A 21087-nucleotide genomic window follows, 5' to 3' on the forward strand; every position below is an offset into this window, starting at 1 on the left:
CGTCAAGGTCGCCTTAAACCCTCTGCACGCGACCGGCATCCAAGCCGTCGAGCCGCTGATGGCCAAAGGACACCACATGCCTGCCCGACGACACCGCTTCCTGCTCATCTTCGCCGCACTGATCCTGCCCGGCCTGCCGCCGTTGCACGCGGCCACCACCGCCACCGCGTGGGAGGAGGCCAACGCGCGGACCCGCCGGTTCGTGCAGGAGACCATGCAGGTCCAGCGCATTCCCGGCCTGCAGATCGCGGTGGTCAAAGATGGCCGTGTGGTGCTGTCCGAAGCCCTCGGCCTGGCCAATGTCGAGAATGGCGTGGCGACTACACCGACCACGCGGTTTCCGTTGAACTCGGCCACCAAATCCTTCACCGGCGTGGCGATGGCGCAACTGGCCGACGCCGGGCGTGTGGACCTGGAGGCACCGCTGTCGCGGTATCTGGACGATCTGCCCGACGGGTGGCGCAGCGTGCGCGTCCGCCAGCTGCTGGCACACACCTCTGGATTGCCCGATATCCTCGACGCGCGTGGCCTGCTGGGCGGCGGCTCGGAACAGGACGCCTGGAAGGCGGTGGCCGCGTTGCCGGTGGAGGCGCCGGCCGGCCAGCGCTTCATGTACAACCAGACCAACTACGTGCTGCTGGCGCGCATCATCGCCGGGCAATCCGGCATGCCGTACGCGCAGTACCTGCAGCAGGGCCAGTTCGCGGCCGCGGGCATGCCCCGCACCACGTTCGGCGACAGCTACGACCTGGTGGCCGGCGCGGCCACGATGTACAGCTACGCACCGCGCGGCACCGATCCACCGGATGCGGCGCCGCGCCTGTCGCACTGGTTCTACGACATGCCTCCGAGCCTGTGGGCCGGGGGCGGCATCCTGACCACCGCCGATGACGTGGCGCAATGGATGGTGGCGTTGTCGCAGCATCGGCTGCTCCCCCGCCACAGCGTTGCGCGCATGTGGCGCGCCGAGCGCCTCAACGATGGCACCGACGGGAGTTGGGCCGCCGGCTGGCCGGTGCTGGGCACGGTGCCGGACCTGCAGGTCGGCGGCGTGGGCGGTGCCCGCGCCGCCTTCATCGTCTATCCCGAGCGGCAATTGGCGGTGATCGTGCTGACCAACCTGGTCGGCGCCAACCCGCAGCGCTTCATCCCGACCATCGCCGGCTTCTACGCGTCGCCGCAGGTCAGCCGCGCGGCCCGCCCATTACCGGCAGGATCACGCCGCTGATGTAGCTGGCAGTGACCGGCGAGGCCAGGAACACGTAGGCCGGCGACAGTTCTTCCGGCTGCGCCGGACGGCCCATGTCGCTGTCCCTGCCGAAATCGGCCACGTCCTGGGCCGCTTTGTCGGCCGGGTTCAACGGCGTCCACACCGGCCCCGGCGCCACCGCATTGACCCGGATTCCACGTGGCAGCAGCTGGCTGGCCAGCGCCTTGGTGAACGCGTGGATGGCGCCCTTGGTCGCCGAGTAGTCGACCAGCGCCTTGCTGCCGAACAGCCCGGTTTCCGAGCCGGTATTGATGATGCAGTCGCCTTCCTCCAGATGCGGCAGCACCGCGCGCGCCATCTGGATGTAGCCGGCGATGTTGGTCTGCAGGGTTTCCTGCAGATGCGCATCTTCCAGGTCTTCCAGGCGCTCGCAATGCAGCTGGAACGCCGCGTTGTTGACCAGAATGTCGATGCCCCCGAACGCCTTGACCACCTGCCTGACGGCCCTCGCGCAGAACGCGGGATCGCGGACGTCGCCGGCAATCACCACGCAGCGGCCGCCTTCGGCTTCCACGTGCTGGCGGGTGACCTTCGCGTCGGCCGCTTCATCCAGATGCAGTACGGCGACGTCGGCGCCTTCGCGCGCGAACAGCACCGCCACGGCGCGGCCGATACCGGAATCGGCGCCGGTGATGATCGCGCGCTTGCCCTGCAGCTTGCCGCTGCCACGGTAGTCCGGCGCCAGGAACCGCGGCGCCAGGTCCAGTTCGTGTTCGTTGCCCGGCTTGGCCAGGTGCTGGGCGGGCATTGCCTCGGGCTGCCTGCGGGTCCCGGCCTGGGTGGCGTCGCCGGCAGCCTTTTTTCTGCCGGTCTTCTTCGCTGGTGTGCCGGCCACCTGTTGCTTCGCCGCCTGCTTGGCCACACGCGCGTCCTTGGCCTTCTCCTGGTCCTGCAGGCGCCGCTGGCGTGCGGCGACGCGTGCCGCTCGCGGGTCTTTGGCGGCCGCCTTGCGGGTGGCCGTCTTGACCACGGGCGTGCGCTCGGCCGCCGGCTTGGCGGTCTTGCCGGTGGTGGTCTTGCGCGGGGCGGAAGGGCGGGTTCGGGTCGTGCGGGTGGCCATCTGCGGCTCCTTTGCCAAAGCGTTCGAGTGCAGAGGCAGTGTGGCCAACCGCGCGGCCAGGCAGGGTGAGCGCGATGTGGTCGCACCGTGCATGCGTTCATCCGCTGCATACGTCGGCGAAGGCACGCTGCAGTCCGGCATCGCCCTTCCTGGAGTTCCCATGTATCGCACCCTCTTCGCGGTGGCCGCCGTGGCCACCCTTTCCGCCTGCAGCAGCGCGCCGATGGCGCAGGTGCAGCCCATCGACGGCGTGATCTCCGGCCAGTGCCACGTGGACAAGGTGCGCGGCGCGGTGGGCCTGGCCGCATCGGCCGCCACAGTTGAACGCGCCCGCGTGGACAGCGACAGCCTGCAGGTCACAGTCATCCGCGGCCAGCGCACCGGGAGCGGCCCCACCGCCAGCGGCGCGGCCGATCCCACACCCGGTGCACAGAGCGGCGGCGACCGGCTGACCATCGAGACCGGCCGTACCAACAACATCACCGCGCTCTACTGCGGCTGAGCACGCGCCCTCAGCGTTTCGGCGGTCCTGCGCGGTCTCTTCGCCGCGCGGCCTTGAGGAACCGCAGCGTCGCCTGCTCCCACTGGCGGTCGCCGCGCAGCCCGGCCAGGCGGTTCAACTGGCCGGCGCGCCACCCGTCGAATACGCACGGATCGATATAGGCCTTGCGGCACACCGCCGGCGTGTTGCCCAGCAGCGCCGCCACCGCGCCCACCACCTGGTTCTGCAGCGCCGCCAACGCCCGTTCGCTGGACGGCTCTGGCAGCGCGGTGGCTGCCAGCTGGCGCAGCGCGGCCACGGTGCCGCCCCAGGTACGGAAGTCCTTGGCACTGAAGTCCTCGCCCATCGCATCGTGCAGGTAGTCGTTGACCTGCCCCGAATCGACCGGCTGCACACTGCCGTCGTCGTCGCGGTACTGGAACAGTGCCTGCCCCGGGAGCTGCTGGCAGCGCCGGATCAGCTGCACCAGCCGGCGGTCGTCCACGTCCACTTCGTGGGCCTGGCCGGATTTGCCGCGAAAGCGCATCTGCGCCCGCCCGCCCCTGACCAGGGCCAGGTGGTGATTGCGCAGCGTGGTCAGGCCGTAGGAACGGTTGTCGCGGGCGTAGGCGGCATTGCCGATGCGCACCAGGGTATCGGCCAGCAGAGCGACCACGATCGCCAGCACCTTGTCGCGCGGAAATCCGGGCAGCGCCAGATCGCGGCGCAGGCGGCGGCGCAGCGCAGGCAGGGCCATGCCGAAGGCGATCACCCGGTCGAACTTGCCATCGCCGCGTACCCGCGACCAGTCGGCGTGGTACCGGTACTGCTTGCGTCCGCGTGCATCGCGCCCGGTGGCCTGCAAATGGCCATTGGCCTGCGCACAGATCCACACCGCGGTATAGGCCGGCGGGATCGCCAGCGCGCGGATCCGGGCCAGTGTGGCGGCATCACGGACCGCCGCCCCGTCCGCATCGCGGTAGCTGAACCCTTTTCCCGCCCGGCGCCGGGCGATCCCCGGCTGGTCGTCGCTGACGTGGCGCAGACCCGCCTGGCGGGCGGCGGTTTTCTCAGGAGTAGCGGCGACTCGGGTCGGCATGGCAGGCCTCGTGGACGGGGCGGTCAGTGTCGCCGCTGGCGGTGCGGCAGCGCGTCAATAACGCAACCCCAACACCTGTCCCCCGTCCAGGCGATATGCTCCATCGTTTCCCGGTTGGATGTCTGGAGTGCCGATGTCGTCCTTGTCGTTCCGCCGCCTGCGGCGCTGTGTGGGTCCGAAGATTCTGTCGACTGCCCTGTTCCCCGCCGTCCTCGTGCTGAGCGCGTGCCAAGCGCCGCCGATGGACGAGCAGGAGGCGGTGGGCATGCATGCGCAGCAGGCTGCCGAAGCCGCCGCCGCACCCGCCGATGCCACCGGCAAGGCACTGGAAGCGCCGCCGGTCGGCAACTGCGACGCCACCCAGGTGCAGAGCCTGGTCGGCCAGCCGTTCACCGATGCGGTGGGCAGCCAGGCCCAGCAGGACGCCGGTGCCAAACAGCTGCGCGTGCTCAAGCCCAGCGACCTGAGCACGATGGAATTCATGGGCGAGCGTCTGAACATCGAACTGGACGAAAAAGGCGTGATCAGCGGCCTGCGCTGCGGCTGAACACGCGGCGTTGGAGGCTGGAAAAGCAGGGGTTTGGTTGCGCCTGCAACCGTGTATTGCGGCGTTGCAACAACTATGCTCTAGTCGAGTCATCCGGTGCCTTCGCTTGCGCTCAACGGATTGAGCGGGGACGACTGTCGCCGCTCACCCGACTTCGAGGCAGAGATGGCCCCCCGCAACCGCCAAGGGCTTTACGACCCGCAAGATGAGCGCGATGCCTGTGGTTTCGGCATGGTTGCCCAGCTCGACGACCAGCCGTCACGGCTGCTGGTCGACACCGCCATTGCCGCACTCTCGCGCATGACCCATCGCGGCGGCGTCGCCGCCGACGGCATCACCGGCGACGGCTGCGGCCTGTTGCTGCGCCGCCCGGACACCTTCCTCAACGCGCTCGCCGCCGAGGCGGGGCTCAGCCTCGGCCCACGCTTCGCCGCCGGCGTGGTGTTCCTGCCGCACGACGAAGCCGCCGCACAGACCTGCCGCGGGATATTGGAAGAACAGTTGCGCGCGGCCGGATGCACCCCGGTCGGCTGGCGTGTGGTGCCCACCGATGCCAGCGTCTGCGGCCAGCTGGCGCGCGACACGCTGCCGCGCATCGAACAGGTGTTCGTCGATGCCGGTACCGGACAGGACGAGGCCGCCTTCACCCTGGCGCTGTTCCTGGCCCGCCGCCGCAGCGAACAGCAGCTGCGCGACCACGCCGACTACTACGTCACCACGCTCAGCCCGAACGCGATCAGCTACAAGGGCATGGTGCTGCCGGACAAGCTCAGCCGCTTCTACCCGGACCTGCAGCGCAACGACCTGGCCTCCAGCGCGGTCGTGTTCCACCAGCGCTTCTCCACCAACACGCTGCCGCGCTGGCCGCTGGCGCACCCGTTCCGGATGCTCGCCCACAACGGCGAGATCAATACCATTGAAGGCAACCGGCGCTGGGCGCAGGCGCGCAGCAAGGTGTGGAAGACCCCGCGCTTCGACATCGGCCAGTTCGACCCGGTGATCTCCATGCATGGGTCGGACTCGCAGAGCCTGGACAACATGCTGGAGCTGATGGTCAGCGCCGGCATGGAACTGATCCAGGCGCTGCGCATCCTGGTGCCGCCGGCGACCCAGTCGCTGGAGTTCAAGGACCCCGACCTGGCCGCGTTCTACGAGTTCTATGGCCTCAACAGCGAGCCGTGGGACGGCCCGGCCGGCATCGTGGCCTGCGACGGCCGCTATGCGGCGTGCACGCTGGACCGCAACGGCCTGCGTCCGGCCCGCTGGATGCTCACCTCCGACCGCCACTTCCTGGTGGCGTCCGAAGCGGGCGTGTGGGAAGTGCCGGCCGAACGCGTGGTGCGCAAGGGCAAGCTTGGCCCGGGCGAGATGATGGCCATCGACCTCAAGCGCGGCGACCTGCTCGATTCGGACGCCATCGACCGCATCAACCGTGGCCGCGCGCCGTACAAGCAGTGGCTGCAGCAGGGCGTGACCTACCTGCAGACCGAGTTGATCGATCCGTCGCTGGTCGAGGAGCCGTTCGACGAGCGCACGCTGCGCAGCTACCACAAACTGTTCCAGCTCAGCACCGAAGAGGTCGAGCAGATCCTGCGGCCACTGGCCGAAACCGAGCAGGAAGCCACCGGCTCGATGGGCGATGACACCCCGATGGCGGTGCTCAGCCAGCACAGCCGTCCGCTCTACGACTATTTCCGCCAGGCGTTCGCGCAGGTCACCAACCCGCCGATCGACCCGCTGCGCGAAGACTGCGTCATGTCGCTGTCCACCCAGCTCGGCAAGGAGACCAACATCTTCCATGCCGGCGCGGAGACGGTGAACCACGTCATCCTCAACTCGCCGGTGCTCAGCCAGCGCAAGCTGCGCCAGCTGATGAAGATGGAGCAGTACGTCGAGAAGAACCGCCTGATCGATCTCTCCTACAGCCTGGACGAAGGCCTGAAGGCCGGCATCGAGCGCATCTGCGCCGAGGCCGAAGCCGCCGCGCGCGATGGCATCGTGATGCTGCTGCTGAGCGACCGCTACCCGGTGGCCGACCGGCCGATGGTGCATGCCCTGCTGGCGACGAGTGCGGTGCACCACCACCTGTCCAATGCCGGGCTGCGCTGCGACGTCAACCTGATCCTGGAAACCGGCACCGCACGCGATGCGCACCACATGGCCTGCCTGCTCGGGTTCGGCGCCACCGCGGTGTACCCGTACCTGGCCTACCAGACCCTGTTCGATCTGGGCCGGCGTGGCATCCTGCAGCTCAGCAAGGGCGGCGAGCAGTCGCAGATCGGCCGCCGCTACCGCAAGGGCATCTACAAGGGCCTGTCCAAGATCATCTCGAAGATGGGCATCTGTACGGTGGCCAGCTACCGCGGCGCGCAGTTGTTCGAGATCGTCGGCCTCGACGACGACGTGGTTGACCTGTGCTTCCCGGATACCGCTTCGCGCGTGGCCGGCGTCGGCTTCGACCGCCTGGACCAGGAAGCGCGCGAACTCACCGTGCGCGCGTGGAACGACCTGCTGCGCCCGGACGTGGGCGGCGTGCTCAAGTACGTGCACGGCGGCGAGTACCACATGTACAACCCCGACGTGGTCATGACCCTGCAGCGCGCGGCGCGCAGCGGCGACGCCGCCGACTGGCAACGCTACTGCGAGGCCGTGCACGGCCGCCCGGTCTCCGCGCTGCGCGACCTGCTGCAGCTCAAGGCCGCGCCCACCCCGACGCCGCTGGAGGAAGTGGCTCCGGCCGAAGACCTGTTCCGCCGCTTCGATACCGCCGCCATCAGCCTGGGCGCGCTGTCGCCGGAGGCGCATGAGGCATTGGCGATCGCCATGAACCGGCTCGGCGGCCGCAGCAATTCCGGCGAAGGCGGCGAAGACCCGGTGCGCTACGGCACCGACAAGCGCAGCAAGATCAAGCAGGTCGCGTCGGGCCGCTTCGGCGTCACCGCCGAATACCTGGTCAATGCCGAAGTGCTGCAGATCAAGGTCGCCCAGGGCGCCAAGCCCGGCGAAGGCGGCCAGCTGCCCGGTCACAAGGTCAACGAGCTGATCGCGCGGCTGCGTTACGCCAGGCCGGGCATCGGGCTGATCTCGCCGCCGCCGCACCACGACATCTACTCCATCGAAGACCTGGCCCAGCTGATCTACGACCTCAAGCAGGTCAACCCGCAGGCGCTGGTCTCGGTGAAGCTGGTCAGCCATGCCGGCGTCGGCACGATCGCCGCCGGCGTGGTCAAGGCCGGCGCCGACCTGATCACCGTGTCCGGCCATGACGGCGGCACGGGGGCCAGCCCGGTCAGCTCGATCCGCTACGCCGGTGTGCCGTGGGAACTGGGCGTGGCCGAATCGCACCAGGCGCTGGTCGCCAACGACCTGCGCGGGCGCACTCTGCTGCAGACCGACGGTGGGCTGAAGACGGGCCTGGACGTGATCAAGGCCGCCTTGCTTGGCGCGGACAGCTTCGGCTTCGGCACCGCGCCGATGATCGTGCTGGGCTGCAAATACCTGCGCATCTGCCACCTCAACAACTGCGCCACCGGCGTGGCGACCCAGGACGAACGCCTGCGCGCGCAGTACTTCACCGGCCTGCCCGAGCGCGTGGAGAACTTCTTCCGGCTGCTGGCCGAGGAAGTGCGCGGCTGGCTGTCCTACCTGGGCGTGCGCTCGCTGGATGAGATCGTGGGCCGCACCGACCTGCTGCAGCAACTGGCGGTCGCGCCGCGCCCGGGCGTCAAGGTCGACCTGTCGCGCCTGCTCAACCCGGCGCAGTACGCCGGCAGCCATTGTGCCGCCCAGCGCCTGTACGAGTCACCGGACAGCCTGGCCACGCAGATGGATGGGCTGCTGGCGCCTGCGATCGCCGGCAAGCTCGGTGGCGAGCACCGCTTCCTGATCCACAACACGGACCGTTCGATCGGCACCCGCCTGTCGGGCGCGATCGCCCGCGCGCACGGCAACCAGGGCATGAGCGATGCGCCGCTGACGCTGCGCTTCCGCGGCACCGCCGGGCAGAGCTTCGGCGCGTTCAACGTGGGCGGCCTGCAGCTGGAAGTGGAAGGCGAAGCCAACGATTACGTCGGCAAGGGCATGGCCGGCGGCCGGCTGGTGGTGCGCCCGCCGCGTGGCGCACGCTTCGAGGCACGCAACACCGCCATCATCGGCAACACCTGCCTGTACGGCGCCACCGGCGGCGAACTGTTCGCGGCCGGTCGCGCCGGCGAACGCTTCGGCGTGCGCAATTCCGGTGCGCTGGCGGTGATCGAAGGCGCCGGCGACCACTGCTGCGAGTACATGACCGACGGCATCGTGCTGGTGCTGGGCAAGGTCGGGCTCAACTTCGGTGCCGGTTTCACCGGCGGCCTGGCCTACGTGCTGGATATCGACCGCGACTTCGTGGACCGCTACAACCACGAGCTGATCGACATCCACCGCATCTCCGCCGAGGGCTTCGAGAACCATCGCCAGCACCTGCATACGCTGATCAGCCGCCACCGCGAGCTTACCGGCAGCATCTGGGCGCAGCAGATCCTCGACGAATTCCGCGATTACGTCGGCAAGTTCTGGCTGGTCAAACCCAAGGCGGCCAGCATCGAATCGCTGACCGACTCGCTGCGCCGCGCCGCGTGATGCGTCGCGTGGTGCCCCGTAGTGCCGGGCTCTGCCCGGCAATCTCGACCAAACATCCGAGCACGCCATGAGCCGCAAGCACGCCTTCCAGTTCCTCGACCTGCCCCGGACCATGCCGCAGCGCATTCCGGTGGAACTGCGCACCTCCGGCGACTGGGGTGAGCTGTACGGCAAATTTGGCAAAGAAGACGCCCAGTTCCAGGCCGGCCGCTGCCTGGACTGCGGCAACCCGTACTGCAGCTGGAAGTGTCCGGTCCACAACGCCATCCCGCAGTGGCTGCAGCTGGTGCAGGAAAACCGCATCCATGAAGCGGCCACGCTGTGCCATTCCACCAACCCGCTGCCGGAAGTGTGCGGCCGGGTGTGTCCGCAGGACCGCCTGTGCGAAGGCAGCTGCACGCTGGAGGAGTTCGGCGCGGTGACCATCGGCGCGGTGGAGAAGTACATCGTCGACACGGCCCTGGCCACCGGCTGGCGCCCGGACCTGAGCGCGGTGGAGGCCACCGGCAGGCGCGTGGCGGTGATCGGTGCCGGCCCGGCCGGCCTGGCCTGTGCCGACAAGCTGGCCCATGCCGGCGTGCAGGCCGTGGTGTACGACCGCTATGAACAGATCGGCGGGCTGCTGCAGTTCGGCATCCCCAGTTTCAAGCTGGACAAGGCGGTGATCAGCCGCCGCCGCAACGTACTGGAAGGCATGGGCGTGCAGTTCCGGCTGGGCGTGGAGATCGGCCGCGACATCAGCGTGGATCAGCTGCTGGCTGAGTATGACGCGGTGTTCATCGGCACCGGTGCCTACCGCTACACCGATGGTGGCCTGCTCGGGCAGGACCTCAAGGGCGTGCTGCCGGCGCTGCCGTTCCTGGTACAGAACAGCCGCATTGTCGGTGGCAGCGACGCGCATGGCCGGCCCATTGCCGGCTGGGAGGACCAGATCGCCCTGCCGGACCTGGAGGGCAAGCGGGTGGTGGTGCTCGGCGGTGGCGACACCGGCATGGACTGCGTCCGCAGCGCGGTGCGCCTGGGCGCGGCCAAGGTGACCTGTGCCTACCGTCGCGACGAGGCCAACATGCCCGGCTCGGCGCGCGAAGTCGCCAACGCGCGCGAGGAAGGCGTGCGCTTCCTGTTCAACCGCCAGCCGTTGTCGATCGAAGCCGGTGCCGACGACGAGGTGATCGGGGTGATGGTGGTGGAAACCCAGCTCGGCGAGCCCGACGCGCAGGGCCGCCGCAACGCGGTGCCGATCGACGGCAGCGAATCCCTGCTGGAAGCGGACGTGGTGATCATCGCCTTCGGCTTCTCGCCCAGCACACCGGCCTGGCTGGCCGCGCACGGGGTGGAAGCGGGCCAGAACGGCCGCATCGTGGCCGGTGGTGCCGGCCGGTTGCCGTTCCAGACCGCCCACCCGCGCCTGTTCGCCGGTGGCGATGCGGTGCGCGGTGCCGATCTGGTGGTGACCGCCGTGGCCGAGGGCCGCGACGCGGCCGCCAGCATCGTCCAGCTCGTTACCGCCTGACGCGTCGTGGGATCAGGCGGCGCGGGCGGCCTGCGGGTCGATGCCCGCGCGTTCGATCTCCAGCGCCATCAGCAGCTGGATGTTGTCCAGCTGGGCGCGGATACGCGCATTGCTGACCGCGTCGTCGTGGCTGCCCCCCATGTGCGCCTCCAGCATGCGGGCCAATCCGGCCAGCAGCAGCTCCGCGTCGGACGCGGGCGCCTGCCGCAGCACGCCCGCCAGGGTGCGCAGGCGGGTGGTGCGGTCGCCCACTGCGCGCGGCACCGGGATGGCAGCGGAAGGGATCGGGGTCATGGCAGGTACTCCAGGGCGGGGGATCACCGCGCCACTGTCGGTCAGGGCCGAATCCGACACCATGCAACTATTACGAAAACTCCACCCCCCGCAGCCCGGCCAGGTAGCGCTCCACCCCGGCGCTGAACCGGTCCAGCCCGGCGCGGCTGTCCACCAGCGGAGCCTCTTCCAGCGCCCGCATCAGCCCGCGCGCCTGCTTGCCCAGCCGGCGGGCGCCGACCACACCCAGCCCCCCTGCCATGCGATGCAGGCACGCGTTGACGGCCTGGGCGTCGCCGCCGGCCGTGGCCCGGATCAACCCGGACAGGTCGGCCTGGGTGGTGGTCTGCATCAGCGTCAGCACCTCACGCGCGGTAGCGACCGACCCCAGTTGCCGTCCCAGCGCCTGCACGCACGGCACCGGGTCGACCGCGGCGGCCATGTCCCCGGTCGTCGTCAACAACGCCGCCAGGTGTTCGCGCAGGGCCTCCAGGGTGATCGGCTTGGTCAGCATCCGGTCCATGCCGGCCTGCTGGCACCGCTGCTGCGTCTGCGCCTGTACGCTGGCGGTGAGGCCCACGATCGGCACCGGCACCGCGCCGGACGCACGCTCGGTGCGCCGGATCGCACTGGCCAGCGCATATCCGTCCATCACCGGCATCTGGCAATCGGTGATCACCAGGTCGAATGCGCGGCCCTGCATCAGGCGCAGCGCTTCTTCGCCCTGCGCGGCCATCGTGTGGCCCAGGCCCAGCTGACGCAGCCGCCAGGCCATCAGCGCCTGGTGGATGGGATCGTCCTCGGCCACCAGCACCTGCAGGCCGGGCGCGAACACCGGCTGCGCCGCGTCGGCGTCGCGGGCGGCTACAGCGCCTGGAGCGATCGCGATCGGCAGCGTGAGTTCCAGTTCCATCCGCGTGCCCTGCCCGGGTGAGCTGTGCATGCGCAGATCGCCGTCCATCAGCCCGGCCAGCCCACGGCAGATGCTCAGTCCCAGCCCGCTGCCGCCATAGCGGCGCCCGATCGAGGCCTCGGCCTGGGTGAACGGACTGAACAGCACCGCCTGCTGGTCGGCCGATACGCCGATGCCCGTATCGATCACCGCCAGGCACAGGCGCTGCCGGTCCCCCTCATCCGCGCGCACGTCCAGTTCGATCCGCACTCCCCCGTGCGCGGTGAACTTCAGCGCATTGCTCAGCAGGTTGAACAGGATCTGGCGCAGGCGCACGCCGTCGCCGCAATGGCCGGCCGCCACCCGCGGGTCGATCCGGGAGCGCAGCCACAGCCCCTTGTTGGCCGCCATCGGCGACAGCAGGCGCTGCACATTGCCGATGATGCCGGGCAGCGTGATCGGCGTGGCTTCCAGTGGCAGGGCACCGGCGTCGATGCGCGAGTAGTCCAGCACGTCGTCGAGGATCTGCCGCAGCAGGCTGGCGGCGTCGTGCACGGTGGCCAGCAGCGCGCATTGTTCCTCGTCCAATCCGGTGTCTTCAAGCACCTCGAGCATGCCCAGCATGCCGCTCATCGGGGTGCGTATCTCGTGGCTCATGGTGGCCAGGAAGTTCGCTTTGGCCGCGGCGGCGGCCTCGGCGTCGCGGCGCGCGGCGGCCAGCGCGGTGGCCTGCTCGTGCGAGGCGGTGACATCGATCCAGTAACCGCTCCATTTGACGCTGTCGTCGTCGGCGGCCATCGGCTGGCCGCGCGACCGCACCCAGCGCCAGCCCTGCGGCCCGCAGGCCCTGAATTCGACATCGATCACCGTCAGATGCGTGGCAGACACCTCCACGCTGCGCCGCAGATGCGCCTGGTCGTCCGGGTGGACCGTGGCGAACAGGCGCGACTCGTCGGCCATCGCCACCTCGGCCGACAGCCCGAACAGCGAGTACATGTCCCCGGTGATGTAGGGAAACGACAGCACACCGTCGCGCCCGCGATGGGCCTGGTACACCACCGCCGGCAGCGTGGCGCACACTTCCTGCAGGCGCCGCTCGGCGCGGTGGCGTTCGCCGGCCTCGCGGTGCAGCCGCCAGTAGCCATAGGCGTGCATCAACAGCAGGACCAGCACCATCAGCAGCAGCGGAATGGCCCAGCGCAGCAGGGAGCCGGACGCGGCGATCGGGTCCACCGTCACCTGTGCACCGGCCACCAGCCCGCCGGGCAGCGGCAGCCAGGCCACCTGCCCGCGCAGCGCCCGCTGACCGTCCTCCGGCGCGGACGCCTCCTGTCCAGGCCGTTGTTCCGTGGTGATCATTGGTTCTGCCCCCCTGCATCATGGTCGCCAACGGCAATGCGGCCCGGGCAGCGTCGAATGGCGGGCCGTCCTGCAAGGTGCGCCCACCCTCACCGCCACCGGAACATCGCCCCGCGCGGCCTGTCGACGTCATTGACGACAGGCGCTGCGCTGCACCCGACTCACCCTAGCGATTGCACCCGCTGCAGCAATGAAACTTGTTGCAAACCCCTGTGTGCGTGACGCCACGCACGTGATGCGCTGCGGCGCCGTCGCATTCAAGCGGGCGCACCCCTGACATGCGATCGCATTACACTGCGGCCTCCTCCTTCTGCTGGATGCCCACCATGCGCATCGGCCTGGCCGCCAACCGCCTGCACCATCACGACAAGCACGCCGCGCTGTTCCGCTGGCTGCGCGCCAGCGACCGCGGCCTGCGCGAACTGGGGGTGGAACTGCATGCGGTCGGGCGTACCTACGATGCGATCCAGCGACTGGGATTCCTGCAGGATTTCGCGCCGCTGCGGCGTTATCCGAACGGGCGCGAGGGCGGTCTGATGAAACTGGTGGCCGAAGTGGTCGGGATGGGGACACCGGAACGCACGCTGGACGGGGCGATCTACCTGATGGACCCGGTCGATCCCTCCTCGATCTTTCCCGAAGCCACCGCGCTCAAACGCCAGTGTGTGATCCACGGCAAGCCTTTCATCTCCACCGTGGCCACCGCACGTGACTGGATCGAGATCGAGCGCGTGCATGCCGGGCTCGCCGCGGACCGGGGCGCCGATGATCTGCACGCCTTCGAACACCAGACCCTGGCGCTGATCGCGCACGACGCGATGAAGCCGGCCATGCTGGCCTTCGCCGCTGAGCATTTCGACGTGCTCTCGCGGTTCCGTACCCGGATCGGCACCGGCACCACCGGCCAGCGCCTCAACGCGCTGGCCTGGAGCCGGGGCTGGCCGCAGGACCAGGCGTGGGTGGAGCGCTACCAGAGCGGCCCGATGGGCGGCGACGCGCAGATTGCCGACCGCGTGCTGGAAGGCCACTGCCAGCGGGCGATCTTCTTCGAGGACCCGCACGTCGCACGCCAGCACGAAGCCGACATCCAGCTGCTTGAGCGCGCGGTAACCACAGTGACCGACCAGGCCGTGTGCATCACCGCACCGCGCGTGGCCGAACGCTGGGCGCAGGCGGCGGCGTTGCGCGCCCGCGCGTGAACGGCCGGCATTACAGCAATTGACGGAGCATTGCCTTGAGCCGGCGGCCTTCGCGCTGGAAGTAGTCGCGCTCGTCCTGCCAGGCCGGGAACCGCTTTTCCACCTCTGCCCAGAACGCCGGTGAATGGTTGGGCTGGATCAGGTGGCACAGCTCGTGGACCAGCACGTATTCGAACGCCGAGGGACGCCCCAGTACCAGCGCCAGGTCCAGCGCCATGCTGCCGTCCGGTGCCAGCGAACCCCATTGCGACGACATCACCTTGAGCCGCAACCGTGCCGGCGCGCGCGGCAGACCGGGCAGGTATCGGGGCAGCCACTGGCCCACGTCGGCACGGGTCTGGGCTTCGTAGAACTCGCGCAGGCTGCGTCGCAGGGTGGCCTCGTTGCCGCGCGCGGGCCAATGCATCACCAGGCCCGCCGCGTCGCGCTCGAGATGGGCGAAGCGGCCGCTCGCCCAGCGCAGCGCGACCAGTTCGCCACGCAGAGGCAGCTGGCCGGGCTCACCGATCACCAGCGGGGGCGGCAGGTTGTGCGCCTGGTAGCTGCGTAGCTGCGTGGACAGCCAGTCGCGGTGCTGCTCCAGGAAGCGCTCGCCCATCACCAGGCTGGCGCGCGGCGGCAGGGTCAGGCGTACGCCGCGCTCGTCCACGCTGAGTTTGATGCGACGCGCCCGCGGATCGCGCACGCGCAGTACATCGATCTCCGCATCTTCCAGGCGCAGTCGTACCGTGTCGCGCTGCAGGATGGGGGCAGCCGGCGAGATCAGGCGGCGGAGGAGTCCGGACATGGCAACAGCATAGCGCTGCCCGCGCGCCGCAGATGACTGCGGGGTAGCGGGGGCGGAGCGGGGACGCTGCCCCGCTCCGGTCCGCACCTGGCGTCAATCCGCCTTGCTGAGCTTGAACGCCTCTTCCAGCAGCAGGAACAGGCGACGGACTTCGCCGCTCTGCAGGGCAAACCGTGCGTCCAGTTCGGCACGGCGGCCGTCGTCGTCGGCGTGCTCGAGCTGGTCCAGCGCACCGTCCAGGAACTTCAGCTTGCGCACGATCAGGTCATCGCCCAGCACGAAGGACAGATTGTCCTCGAACACCAGGGCCAGCTTGGTGACCTGCTTGCCGGCGTCCAGGTGCTTGTCGATCTCGTCGCAGCGCAGTTCCTGGTGCTGGCACTTGACCACGGCGCCGCCCTCGGCCGGGTCCTTCATCTCGCATTCTTCGCCCAGGCTCAGGCCGGTCGGCAGCGCCTCGCCGGCGATCCAGCCGGTCAGGATCGAGCGTGGCGCCACTTCGGCGTTCAGCGGCATCGCCGGGAAGCTGCCGAGCAGGCCGCGGATGTCGGACATCACGTTCTCGCCGGTCTTGCGGCTGGAACTGTCCACGGCCACATAGCCGTGCGCCAGGTCGATCAGCGCATCGGTACGCGAGCTCTTGATGAAGGCGCGCGGCATCAGTTCATGCAGCAGGTCGTCCTTCATGCGCTTGCGCTCGCGGCCACCGGGCTTGCGGCCTTCCTTCTCCTCGATTTCCTCGAGCTTGCGCGCCAGCAGATCGTTGACCACCGCGCCAGGCAGGATCTTGTCTTCACCGCCCACGGTCAGCCACAGGGCATCGCCGATGCGATGGGAGAACACGGCCTTTTCTTCGCGGCCGAATGGCGAGATGAAACCGCGCGAGGTCATTTCAAGCGGACCCACCGGCTTGAGCAGGGCCTGCGGCAGCAGGGTGTCGACCTCGGAGAAATCGGTGGTGGTCGGGAAGCGGAACAGCGTCAGGTTGCGAAAGAACATGGAAGTCCGGAATGAGAGCGTGGAAGGAACGCAAGGCGCGGTGCACCGGCTAGGCCGGCGGCGGTACCTCGCCGGCGTCATCGGGGGTGGGCCACCCGCCCGGGGCGGCCCGCGGGGCGTCCTGCGTGCGCCCCAGCGACAGGAAATCGAACAGGGCCGGATCAGCCAGCTGCGACGGATGGATGTTGCCCAGCGCGCGCGCGATCTGGTCGATCCGGCCCGGGTGCGCCTGCTCCCAGCCCTGCAGCATCTGCGCGACCTGGCGGCGTTGCAGGGTGTCCTGGCTGCCGCACAGCGTGCACGGGATGATCGGGAACGCGCGTGCCTGCGCGTAGCGGGCAATGTCCTGTTCGCTGACGTAGGCCAGCGGACGGATCACCACATGCGCGCCATCGTCGCTGCGCAGTTTGGGCGGCATCGCCGACAGCTTGGCGTGGTGGAACAGGTTCAGGAAAAACGTGGCCACGCTGTCGTCGCGATGGTGGCCCAGGGCAATCTTGGTGAAGCCATGCTCGGCCGCATGGCGGTACAGGGCACCGCGCCGCAGCCGCGAACACAGCGAGCACATCGTGCGCCCTTCCGGGATGACCCGGGTCACCACCGAGTAGGTGTCCTGCTCGATGATCTGGAACGGCACGCCGATCGAGCGCAGGTAGCCGGGCAGCACGTCGGTGGGAAAACCGGGCTGCTTCTGGTCCAGGTTGACGGCCACCAGCTCGAAATCCACCGGCGCCTTTTTCTGCAACTGCAGCAGCAGGTCCAGCAGGGTGTAGCTGTCCTTCCCGCCGGACAGGCAGACCATCACCCGGTCGCCGGCCTCGATCATGCCGAAGTCGCCGATGGCCTGGCCGACCTGGCGGCGCAGCCGCCGCGCCAGCCTGTCCTGGTCCGCCTCGGCCGCACGCGGATCGCGGGCGCGCAGGACGGGATCGGGCAAGGGCAGGACGGCGCTCATGACGGTCATTCTACCGGCTCGCCGCCGCCCCCATCGCCACCGGGAGGTGACTGCGTTCACTCCCGGGCATCATCGTGGATGTGTATGCTCAATGGCCGTGGATACCCTGACGCCCACCGAGATCAGTACCCGTCTTGCCATGCTCCGGCAGGAGCACCGTGCGCTCGACGAACAGATCCTGCACATGGCCGCCAATGGCGAAGACGAGCTGGACGCCAAGCGCCTGAAGCGGCGCAAGCTGCAGCTCAAGGACTGCATCGCCAGACTGGAAAACATGCTGATTCCCGACGAACCGGCATAACACCCGCACCCGGCGAGCCGACCGTTGGTCGGCTGCCCTTCCTGCCGGCTGCCTCAGTCCTGTGCCACCGGCTCATCCGGCTTGGCCGCCTCCGGGCTGACCCGCTCGATGGTGTGGCGCAGCTCGCGGCCGAGGATGAACTTGGCGTCTTTGGCCCAGGCATCCAGGCGGTCGTCGAACAGCAGCTTGCTGTTCTCGTCCGGCCATACCAGCCGCAGCTCTCGCAGCTTCTGGATGAAGCCGCGGAACAGCGTGCGGTCGAAGAACTCCGGCGCGGCCGGCGCATACAGCAGGCTCAGGCGCTGCGCGGCCTGCTGGCACAGGCTTTCCAGCTCGGCCGCGCCGAGCGTGCCCGGGCCATTCTTCACCAGCACCGAGATGGCGATGTAATAGCGCTCGAACGCCTGCTGCAGCGAGTGGCCGATGGCACGCAGACGGAAGACTTCGTCGGTCTGTCCGGTGTTGCGCGCCAGGATGCCGCCGTCGTCGTCATTGACGTTCTGCAGCAGGCCCTCGCGCACGAACACGTTGATGGTCTGCTCGATGCGCTGGGCGAACTCGTCCTCGCTCCACGGCAGGAACAGCTCGGCCTGCAGGAACGGGTACACCGTGCGGCCCAGCTGCACCAGGCCGGTACGGCTCATGCGACGGTTGTTCTGGAAGCAGCACGCCACCCACGACGAGGCCGTGAACAGGTGCAGCACGTTGTTGCGGAAGTAGCTGAGCAGCACTGCCGTATCGCCGCTGACGCTGAGCACATCACCGAGCGGGTGCTTGATGCGGGTCAGGACGTTGATTTCCTCGGCATGGGCGATGATCCGCTCCGGCGAGTGCGGGGTCACCGTCACGCGATCGGAGTACGGCATCTCCACCAGCAGGGTTTTGCACAGCTCGATCTGCGCGATCAGGTCGGCCTCGCCCATCGCATGCTTGGGCGTGGACAGCAGCGCCAGCGCCAGCAGGTTGATCGGATTGACGTCGGCGGCGCCGTTGATATGCACCTGGATGCGTTCGGCCAGGTGGTCGACCGTGCCCGACAGCCACGACGGCTTCTCGTCTTCGCCGACCGGCTGCCCATTCCACTCCGGCGCCTGCTGGGCCAGCACGTCGTTGAGCGCGATCGGCTCGCCGAAGTTCACCACGACCTGGCCGTAGTTCTGCTTGAGCACCTTGGGAATGGACCACAGCAGCTGCCAGATCGATTCCTTTTCCTTGGGCCGCCCGGACAGCTCATCCAGGTAGCTGCCGCCTTCCATCAGCTTTTCGTAGCCGATGTAGACCGGCTGGAACAGCACCGGCTTGCGCGGCTGGCGCAGGAACGCGCGCAGCGTCATCGAGATCATGCCGCCCTTGGGCTGCAGCAGGCGACCGGTTCGCGAGCGGCCACCCTCGACGAAGTACTCGATCGAGTAGCCACCCGCCACCAGCTGCGCCACGTACTCGCTGAGCACCGCCGAGTACAGCGCGTTGCCGCGGATGGAGCGGCGGATGAAGAACGCGCCTCCCTTGCGCAGCAGCGTGCCCACCACCGGCAGGTTCAGGTTGATGCCGGCCACGATGTGCGGCGGCACAATGCCACGGTCGTACAGCAGGTAGGACAGCAGCAGGTAGTCCATGTGGCTGCGGTGGCTGGGCACGTAGACCACTTCGTGCCCGGGCGCGGCCGCCTTGAACTTGTCCAGGTGATGGACCAGCACGCCGGCATAGATGCGGTTCCAGACGTGGCTGAGCATGAAGCTCGCCGAGCGCACCACCGGGCTGGAATAGTCCGCGGCGATTTCCCAGGCGTAGGCATGCGCCTTCTTCCAGGCATCGGCCGGCTTGGAGTTGTCGCGCTTGGCCTGCGAGGCGATCGCCTCGCGCACGGTGTCGGCATCGAGCACCTTGTCCACCAGCAGGCGGCGGGTGGACAGATCCGGACCGATCACCGATTCACGGATACGGCGGAAGTGCGTGCGCAGCACCCGCTGCAGCTTGCGCACGGTGCGCTCGGGGTCCAGCCCCTCGTCCACGGTGGTGCGCAGGGAAATCGGCGGCGCGAAGCGCACGATGGTGCTGCGGCCGTTGAGCAGCACGGCCAGCAGGCGACGGAACCGGCCCACCAGTGCCCAGTTTTCCGAGAACAGCACGGCGAACCAGCCGCTCTGCTTGTCCGGCGCACGTCCGACGAAGATCGACACCGGCACCAGGTGCACGTCCAGCTCATCGCGTGCGCGATGGGCCTGCAGCACCTTGGCCAGCGAATCCGAATGGGTCTTGGCGCCGCGCTGCTCGGGAATCAGCGAGTTGCTGCTGCTGCGGCGGGACAGCGCCAGGTAGGCACGCCGGCGCCCGGTCGGGTCGCCGGCGATGGGCACCAGCGGCGAGGGCAGGCCGGCTTCACGGCAGGCCTTGTCCAGGATCAGCGCGTTGGACAGCCCGTAGTCTTCCAGCACATAGACCACCGGGCGGCCGTCGTTGTACTGGCCGGGATGTTCCGGTTCGATCTTCAGCGACAGCCACGGCTCGACCAGCCGGCCCAGCAGGCGCGCCCACCACGGGCGGCGGCCCACCGGGGCACGGGTTCCGGGCACGATGGCGGACGGCGCGGTTGCCGCCGGGTCGGCCGCAGCCGGCGCCTCGCCGGGCTCGGCCGGAATGCCGGCAACGGGCGCGGTGTCGGGCGACGCGGACGGTGCGTCCGGCGTCTTGGGCGGCTCTTCGCCGGGGAAAGGCAGGGGATTCTGGTTCGGCATCGGCTTCATTATGGCTTAGCCGGTGCGGAAGCATCGTCCTTGACCGCAGCGGCCGCCTCTGCTTCAGCCGCCTTGGCGGCGTCATGTTCAGCTTGTGCGGCCTCGGCGGCCCGCAGCAGCGCGTCGGTGTCTTCGAGCGTCCGCGTCACGTACCAGTGGCCCTCGCGACGGGTCATGCGCACCTGTGCGTCGATCTGTTCGCCCGCCAGCGGGTACTGGATCCGCACCACGGCGGTATCGCCCTGCTGGGACACCAGTTCGCCGCGCAGTTCGGTCAGCGCCGTGTCCAGCGACAGGCCGTAACTGGCCAGCGCGGTTTTGAAGGCCTTGGCGAACGGTCCCAGCCGGCGCAGCGAACCTTCCATGCCCGCGGCCTGCAGTTGTTCCTCGGTGGACAGCGCGGCGGTCCGCGCCGTGGCCGTCAGCAGGGTGATGGTGGTGCGGGCGCGCTGTTTGTCGGTCAGCGGGGCGGCGGCCGCCCAGCGGCTGAGCGCGTCGACCACCTGGGTGTAGTGGGCGCGCTCGGTTTCGCTGTAGTCGCTCTGGTTGCGCAGGTACTGCACACCGAACAGTCCCATCGAATGCGCCGCCTGGCGCACCCCCGTGGCCTGGCCGGCAATCTGCGCGTCGAAGGCGCGCTGCAGGCGCTGCGGCGCGTCCGGCCGTGACAGCGCGGCCATCATCGGCAGGAACTGACCATCCAGCGGCAGTTCGGTCAGCGGCCAGCGGCTGCGTCCCTGGGCCCAGGCCGCCTGCAGGCGGTCGTACTGGGCCGGCGGCACCGACGCCTGCGCGTAGCCGACCAGGTCATTGTCGGCGACGAGGCGGGCAAGCTGGCGCAGGGCCGCCACCGGTTCGGCGGCTGGCGCATCCGGATCGATCTGATCGCGCTTGCACGCACTGAGCAGCACCAGGCCGCAGAACGACAGCGCCAGTACCCACTCTCGACAACGCCCTGGCATCAACGGCATGGACATGAATTCGGACTCCCCGGACC

At 69.0% G+C, this 21087-nt stretch carries 16 protein-coding genes; 7 read left to right on the top strand and 9 right to left on the bottom strand.

The features are described 5' to 3' along the window. Positions 1–76: 76 nt before the first annotated feature. On the top strand, positions 77–1228 hold the full coding sequence (locus tag GDJ08_RS18660; RefSeq protein WP_153165469.1) for a serine hydrolase domain-containing protein: 1152 nt from the start codon (positions 77–79) through the stop codon (positions 1226–1228). Here GDJ08_RS18660 and GDJ08_RS18665 read toward each other — a convergent pair. Further along, positions 1185–2330 carry an SDR family oxidoreductase gene (locus GDJ08_RS18665; protein ID WP_153165470.1) on the bottom strand — a complete coding sequence of 382 codons (1146 nt, stop codon included), beginning with the start codon at positions 2328–2330 and terminating at the stop codon, positions 1185–1187. The two genes, GDJ08_RS18660 and GDJ08_RS18665, sit on opposite strands and share 44 nt — an antisense overlap. 160 nt (positions 2331–2490) lie before the next feature. On the opposite strand from GDJ08_RS18665, the gene GDJ08_RS18670 reads away from it, so the two are divergent. Then, on the top strand, positions 2491–2832 hold the full coding sequence (locus tag GDJ08_RS18670) for a hypothetical protein (RefSeq protein WP_017355655.1): 342 nt from the start codon (positions 2491–2493) through the stop codon (positions 2830–2832). Between the two features lie 10 nt (positions 2833–2842). Here GDJ08_RS18670 and GDJ08_RS18675 read toward each other — a convergent pair whose 3' ends face one another. Then, positions 2843–3910: a DNA topoisomerase IB gene (locus GDJ08_RS18675; RefSeq protein ID WP_017355654.1), complete on the bottom strand. Its 1068-nt coding sequence runs from the start codon at positions 3908–3910 to the stop codon at positions 2843–2845. A 133-nt stretch (positions 3911–4043) separates the two neighbouring features. Between GDJ08_RS18675 and GDJ08_RS18680 the strand changes: the two genes are divergently transcribed. From GDJ08_RS18680 to GDJ08_RS18690, 3 genes are all read left to right on the top strand, one after another. Beyond that, on the top strand, positions 4044–4457 hold the full coding sequence (locus tag GDJ08_RS18680) for an I78 family peptidase inhibitor (RefSeq protein ID WP_017355653.1): 414 nt from the start codon (positions 4044–4046) through the stop codon (positions 4455–4457). A 165-nt stretch (positions 4458–4622) separates the two neighbouring features. Continuing rightward, complete coding sequence (gltB, locus tag GDJ08_RS18685) at positions 4623–9077, top strand: glutamate synthase large subunit (RefSeq protein WP_017355652.1); 4455 nt, start codon at positions 4623–4625, stop codon at positions 9075–9077. Between the two features lie 67 nt (positions 9078–9144). Beyond that, on the top strand, positions 9145–10590 hold the full coding sequence (locus GDJ08_RS18690) for an FAD-dependent oxidoreductase (protein WP_017355651.1): 1446 nt from the start codon (positions 9145–9147) through the stop codon (positions 10588–10590). Positions 10591–10602: 12 nt separating this feature from the next. On the opposite strand, the gene GDJ08_RS18695 is transcribed toward GDJ08_RS18690, so the two are convergent. Further along, positions 10603–10884 (bottom strand): hypothetical protein, encoded by a 282-nt coding sequence (locus tag GDJ08_RS18695; protein ID WP_206147395.1) that lies wholly within the window; start codon positions 10882–10884, stop codon positions 10603–10605. 70 nt (positions 10885–10954) lie between these two features. Continuing rightward, the gene (locus GDJ08_RS18700) at positions 10955–13114 is read right to left on the bottom strand and encodes a PAS domain-containing hybrid sensor histidine kinase/response regulator (RefSeq protein WP_153165471.1); all 2160 of its coding nucleotides are present in this window, start codon (positions 13112–13114) and stop codon (positions 10955–10957) included. A gap of 326 nt (positions 13115–13440) precedes the next feature. Between GDJ08_RS18700 and GDJ08_RS18705 the strand changes: the two genes are divergently transcribed. Beyond that, complete coding sequence (locus GDJ08_RS18705; RefSeq protein ID WP_026070715.1) at positions 13441–14313, top strand: methylglyoxal synthase; 873 nt, start codon at positions 13441–13443, stop codon at positions 14311–14313. A 10-nt stretch (positions 14314–14323) separates the two neighbouring features. On the opposite strand, the gene GDJ08_RS18710 is transcribed toward GDJ08_RS18705, so the two are convergent. The 3 genes from GDJ08_RS18710 to ttcA form a co-directional block, all read right to left on the bottom strand. Next, positions 14324–15100 carry a M48 family metallopeptidase gene (locus tag GDJ08_RS18710; protein ID WP_153165472.1) on the bottom strand — a complete coding sequence of 259 codons (777 nt, stop codon included), beginning with the start codon at positions 15098–15100 and terminating at the stop codon, positions 14324–14326. A gap of 93 nt (positions 15101–15193) precedes the next feature. After that, positions 15194–16099, bottom strand: coding sequence for a recombination-associated protein RdgC (locus GDJ08_RS18715; protein ID WP_017355646.1), 906 nt, complete (start codon positions 16097–16099; stop codon positions 15194–15196). A 49-nt stretch (positions 16100–16148) separates the two neighbouring features. Beyond that, a complete protein-coding gene (gene ttcA, locus GDJ08_RS18720; RefSeq protein WP_192813862.1) occupies positions 16149–17054 on the bottom strand; it encodes a tRNA 2-thiocytidine(32) synthetase TtcA in 906 nt (301 codons plus the stop codon). Between the two features lie 91 nt (positions 17055–17145). Here ttcA and GDJ08_RS18725 point away from each other — a divergent pair, with 91 nt between their 5' ends. Then, positions 17146–17355: a YdcH family protein gene (locus tag GDJ08_RS18725; protein WP_017355303.1), complete on the top strand. Its 210-nt coding sequence runs from the start codon at positions 17146–17148 to the stop codon at positions 17353–17355. A 53-nt stretch (positions 17356–17408) separates the two neighbouring features. On the opposite strand, the gene plsB is transcribed toward GDJ08_RS18725, so the two are convergent. Next, complete coding sequence (plsB, locus tag GDJ08_RS18730) at positions 17409–20099, bottom strand: glycerol-3-phosphate 1-O-acyltransferase PlsB (RefSeq protein ID WP_017355302.1); 2691 nt, start codon at positions 20097–20099, stop codon at positions 17409–17411. Next, positions 20099–21067: a hypothetical protein gene (locus GDJ08_RS18735; protein ID WP_229296578.1), complete on the bottom strand. Its 969-nt coding sequence runs from the start codon at positions 21065–21067 to the stop codon at positions 20099–20101. The genes plsB and GDJ08_RS18735 overlap by 1 nt, the downstream gene beginning before the upstream one ends. Positions 21068–21087 lie beyond the last annotated feature (20 nt).

The sequence above is a fragment of the Stenotrophomonas nematodicola genome, assembly GCF_009467805.1.
GTDB lineage: Bacteria > Pseudomonadota > Gammaproteobacteria > Xanthomonadales > Xanthomonadaceae > Stenotrophomonas > Stenotrophomonas nematodicola.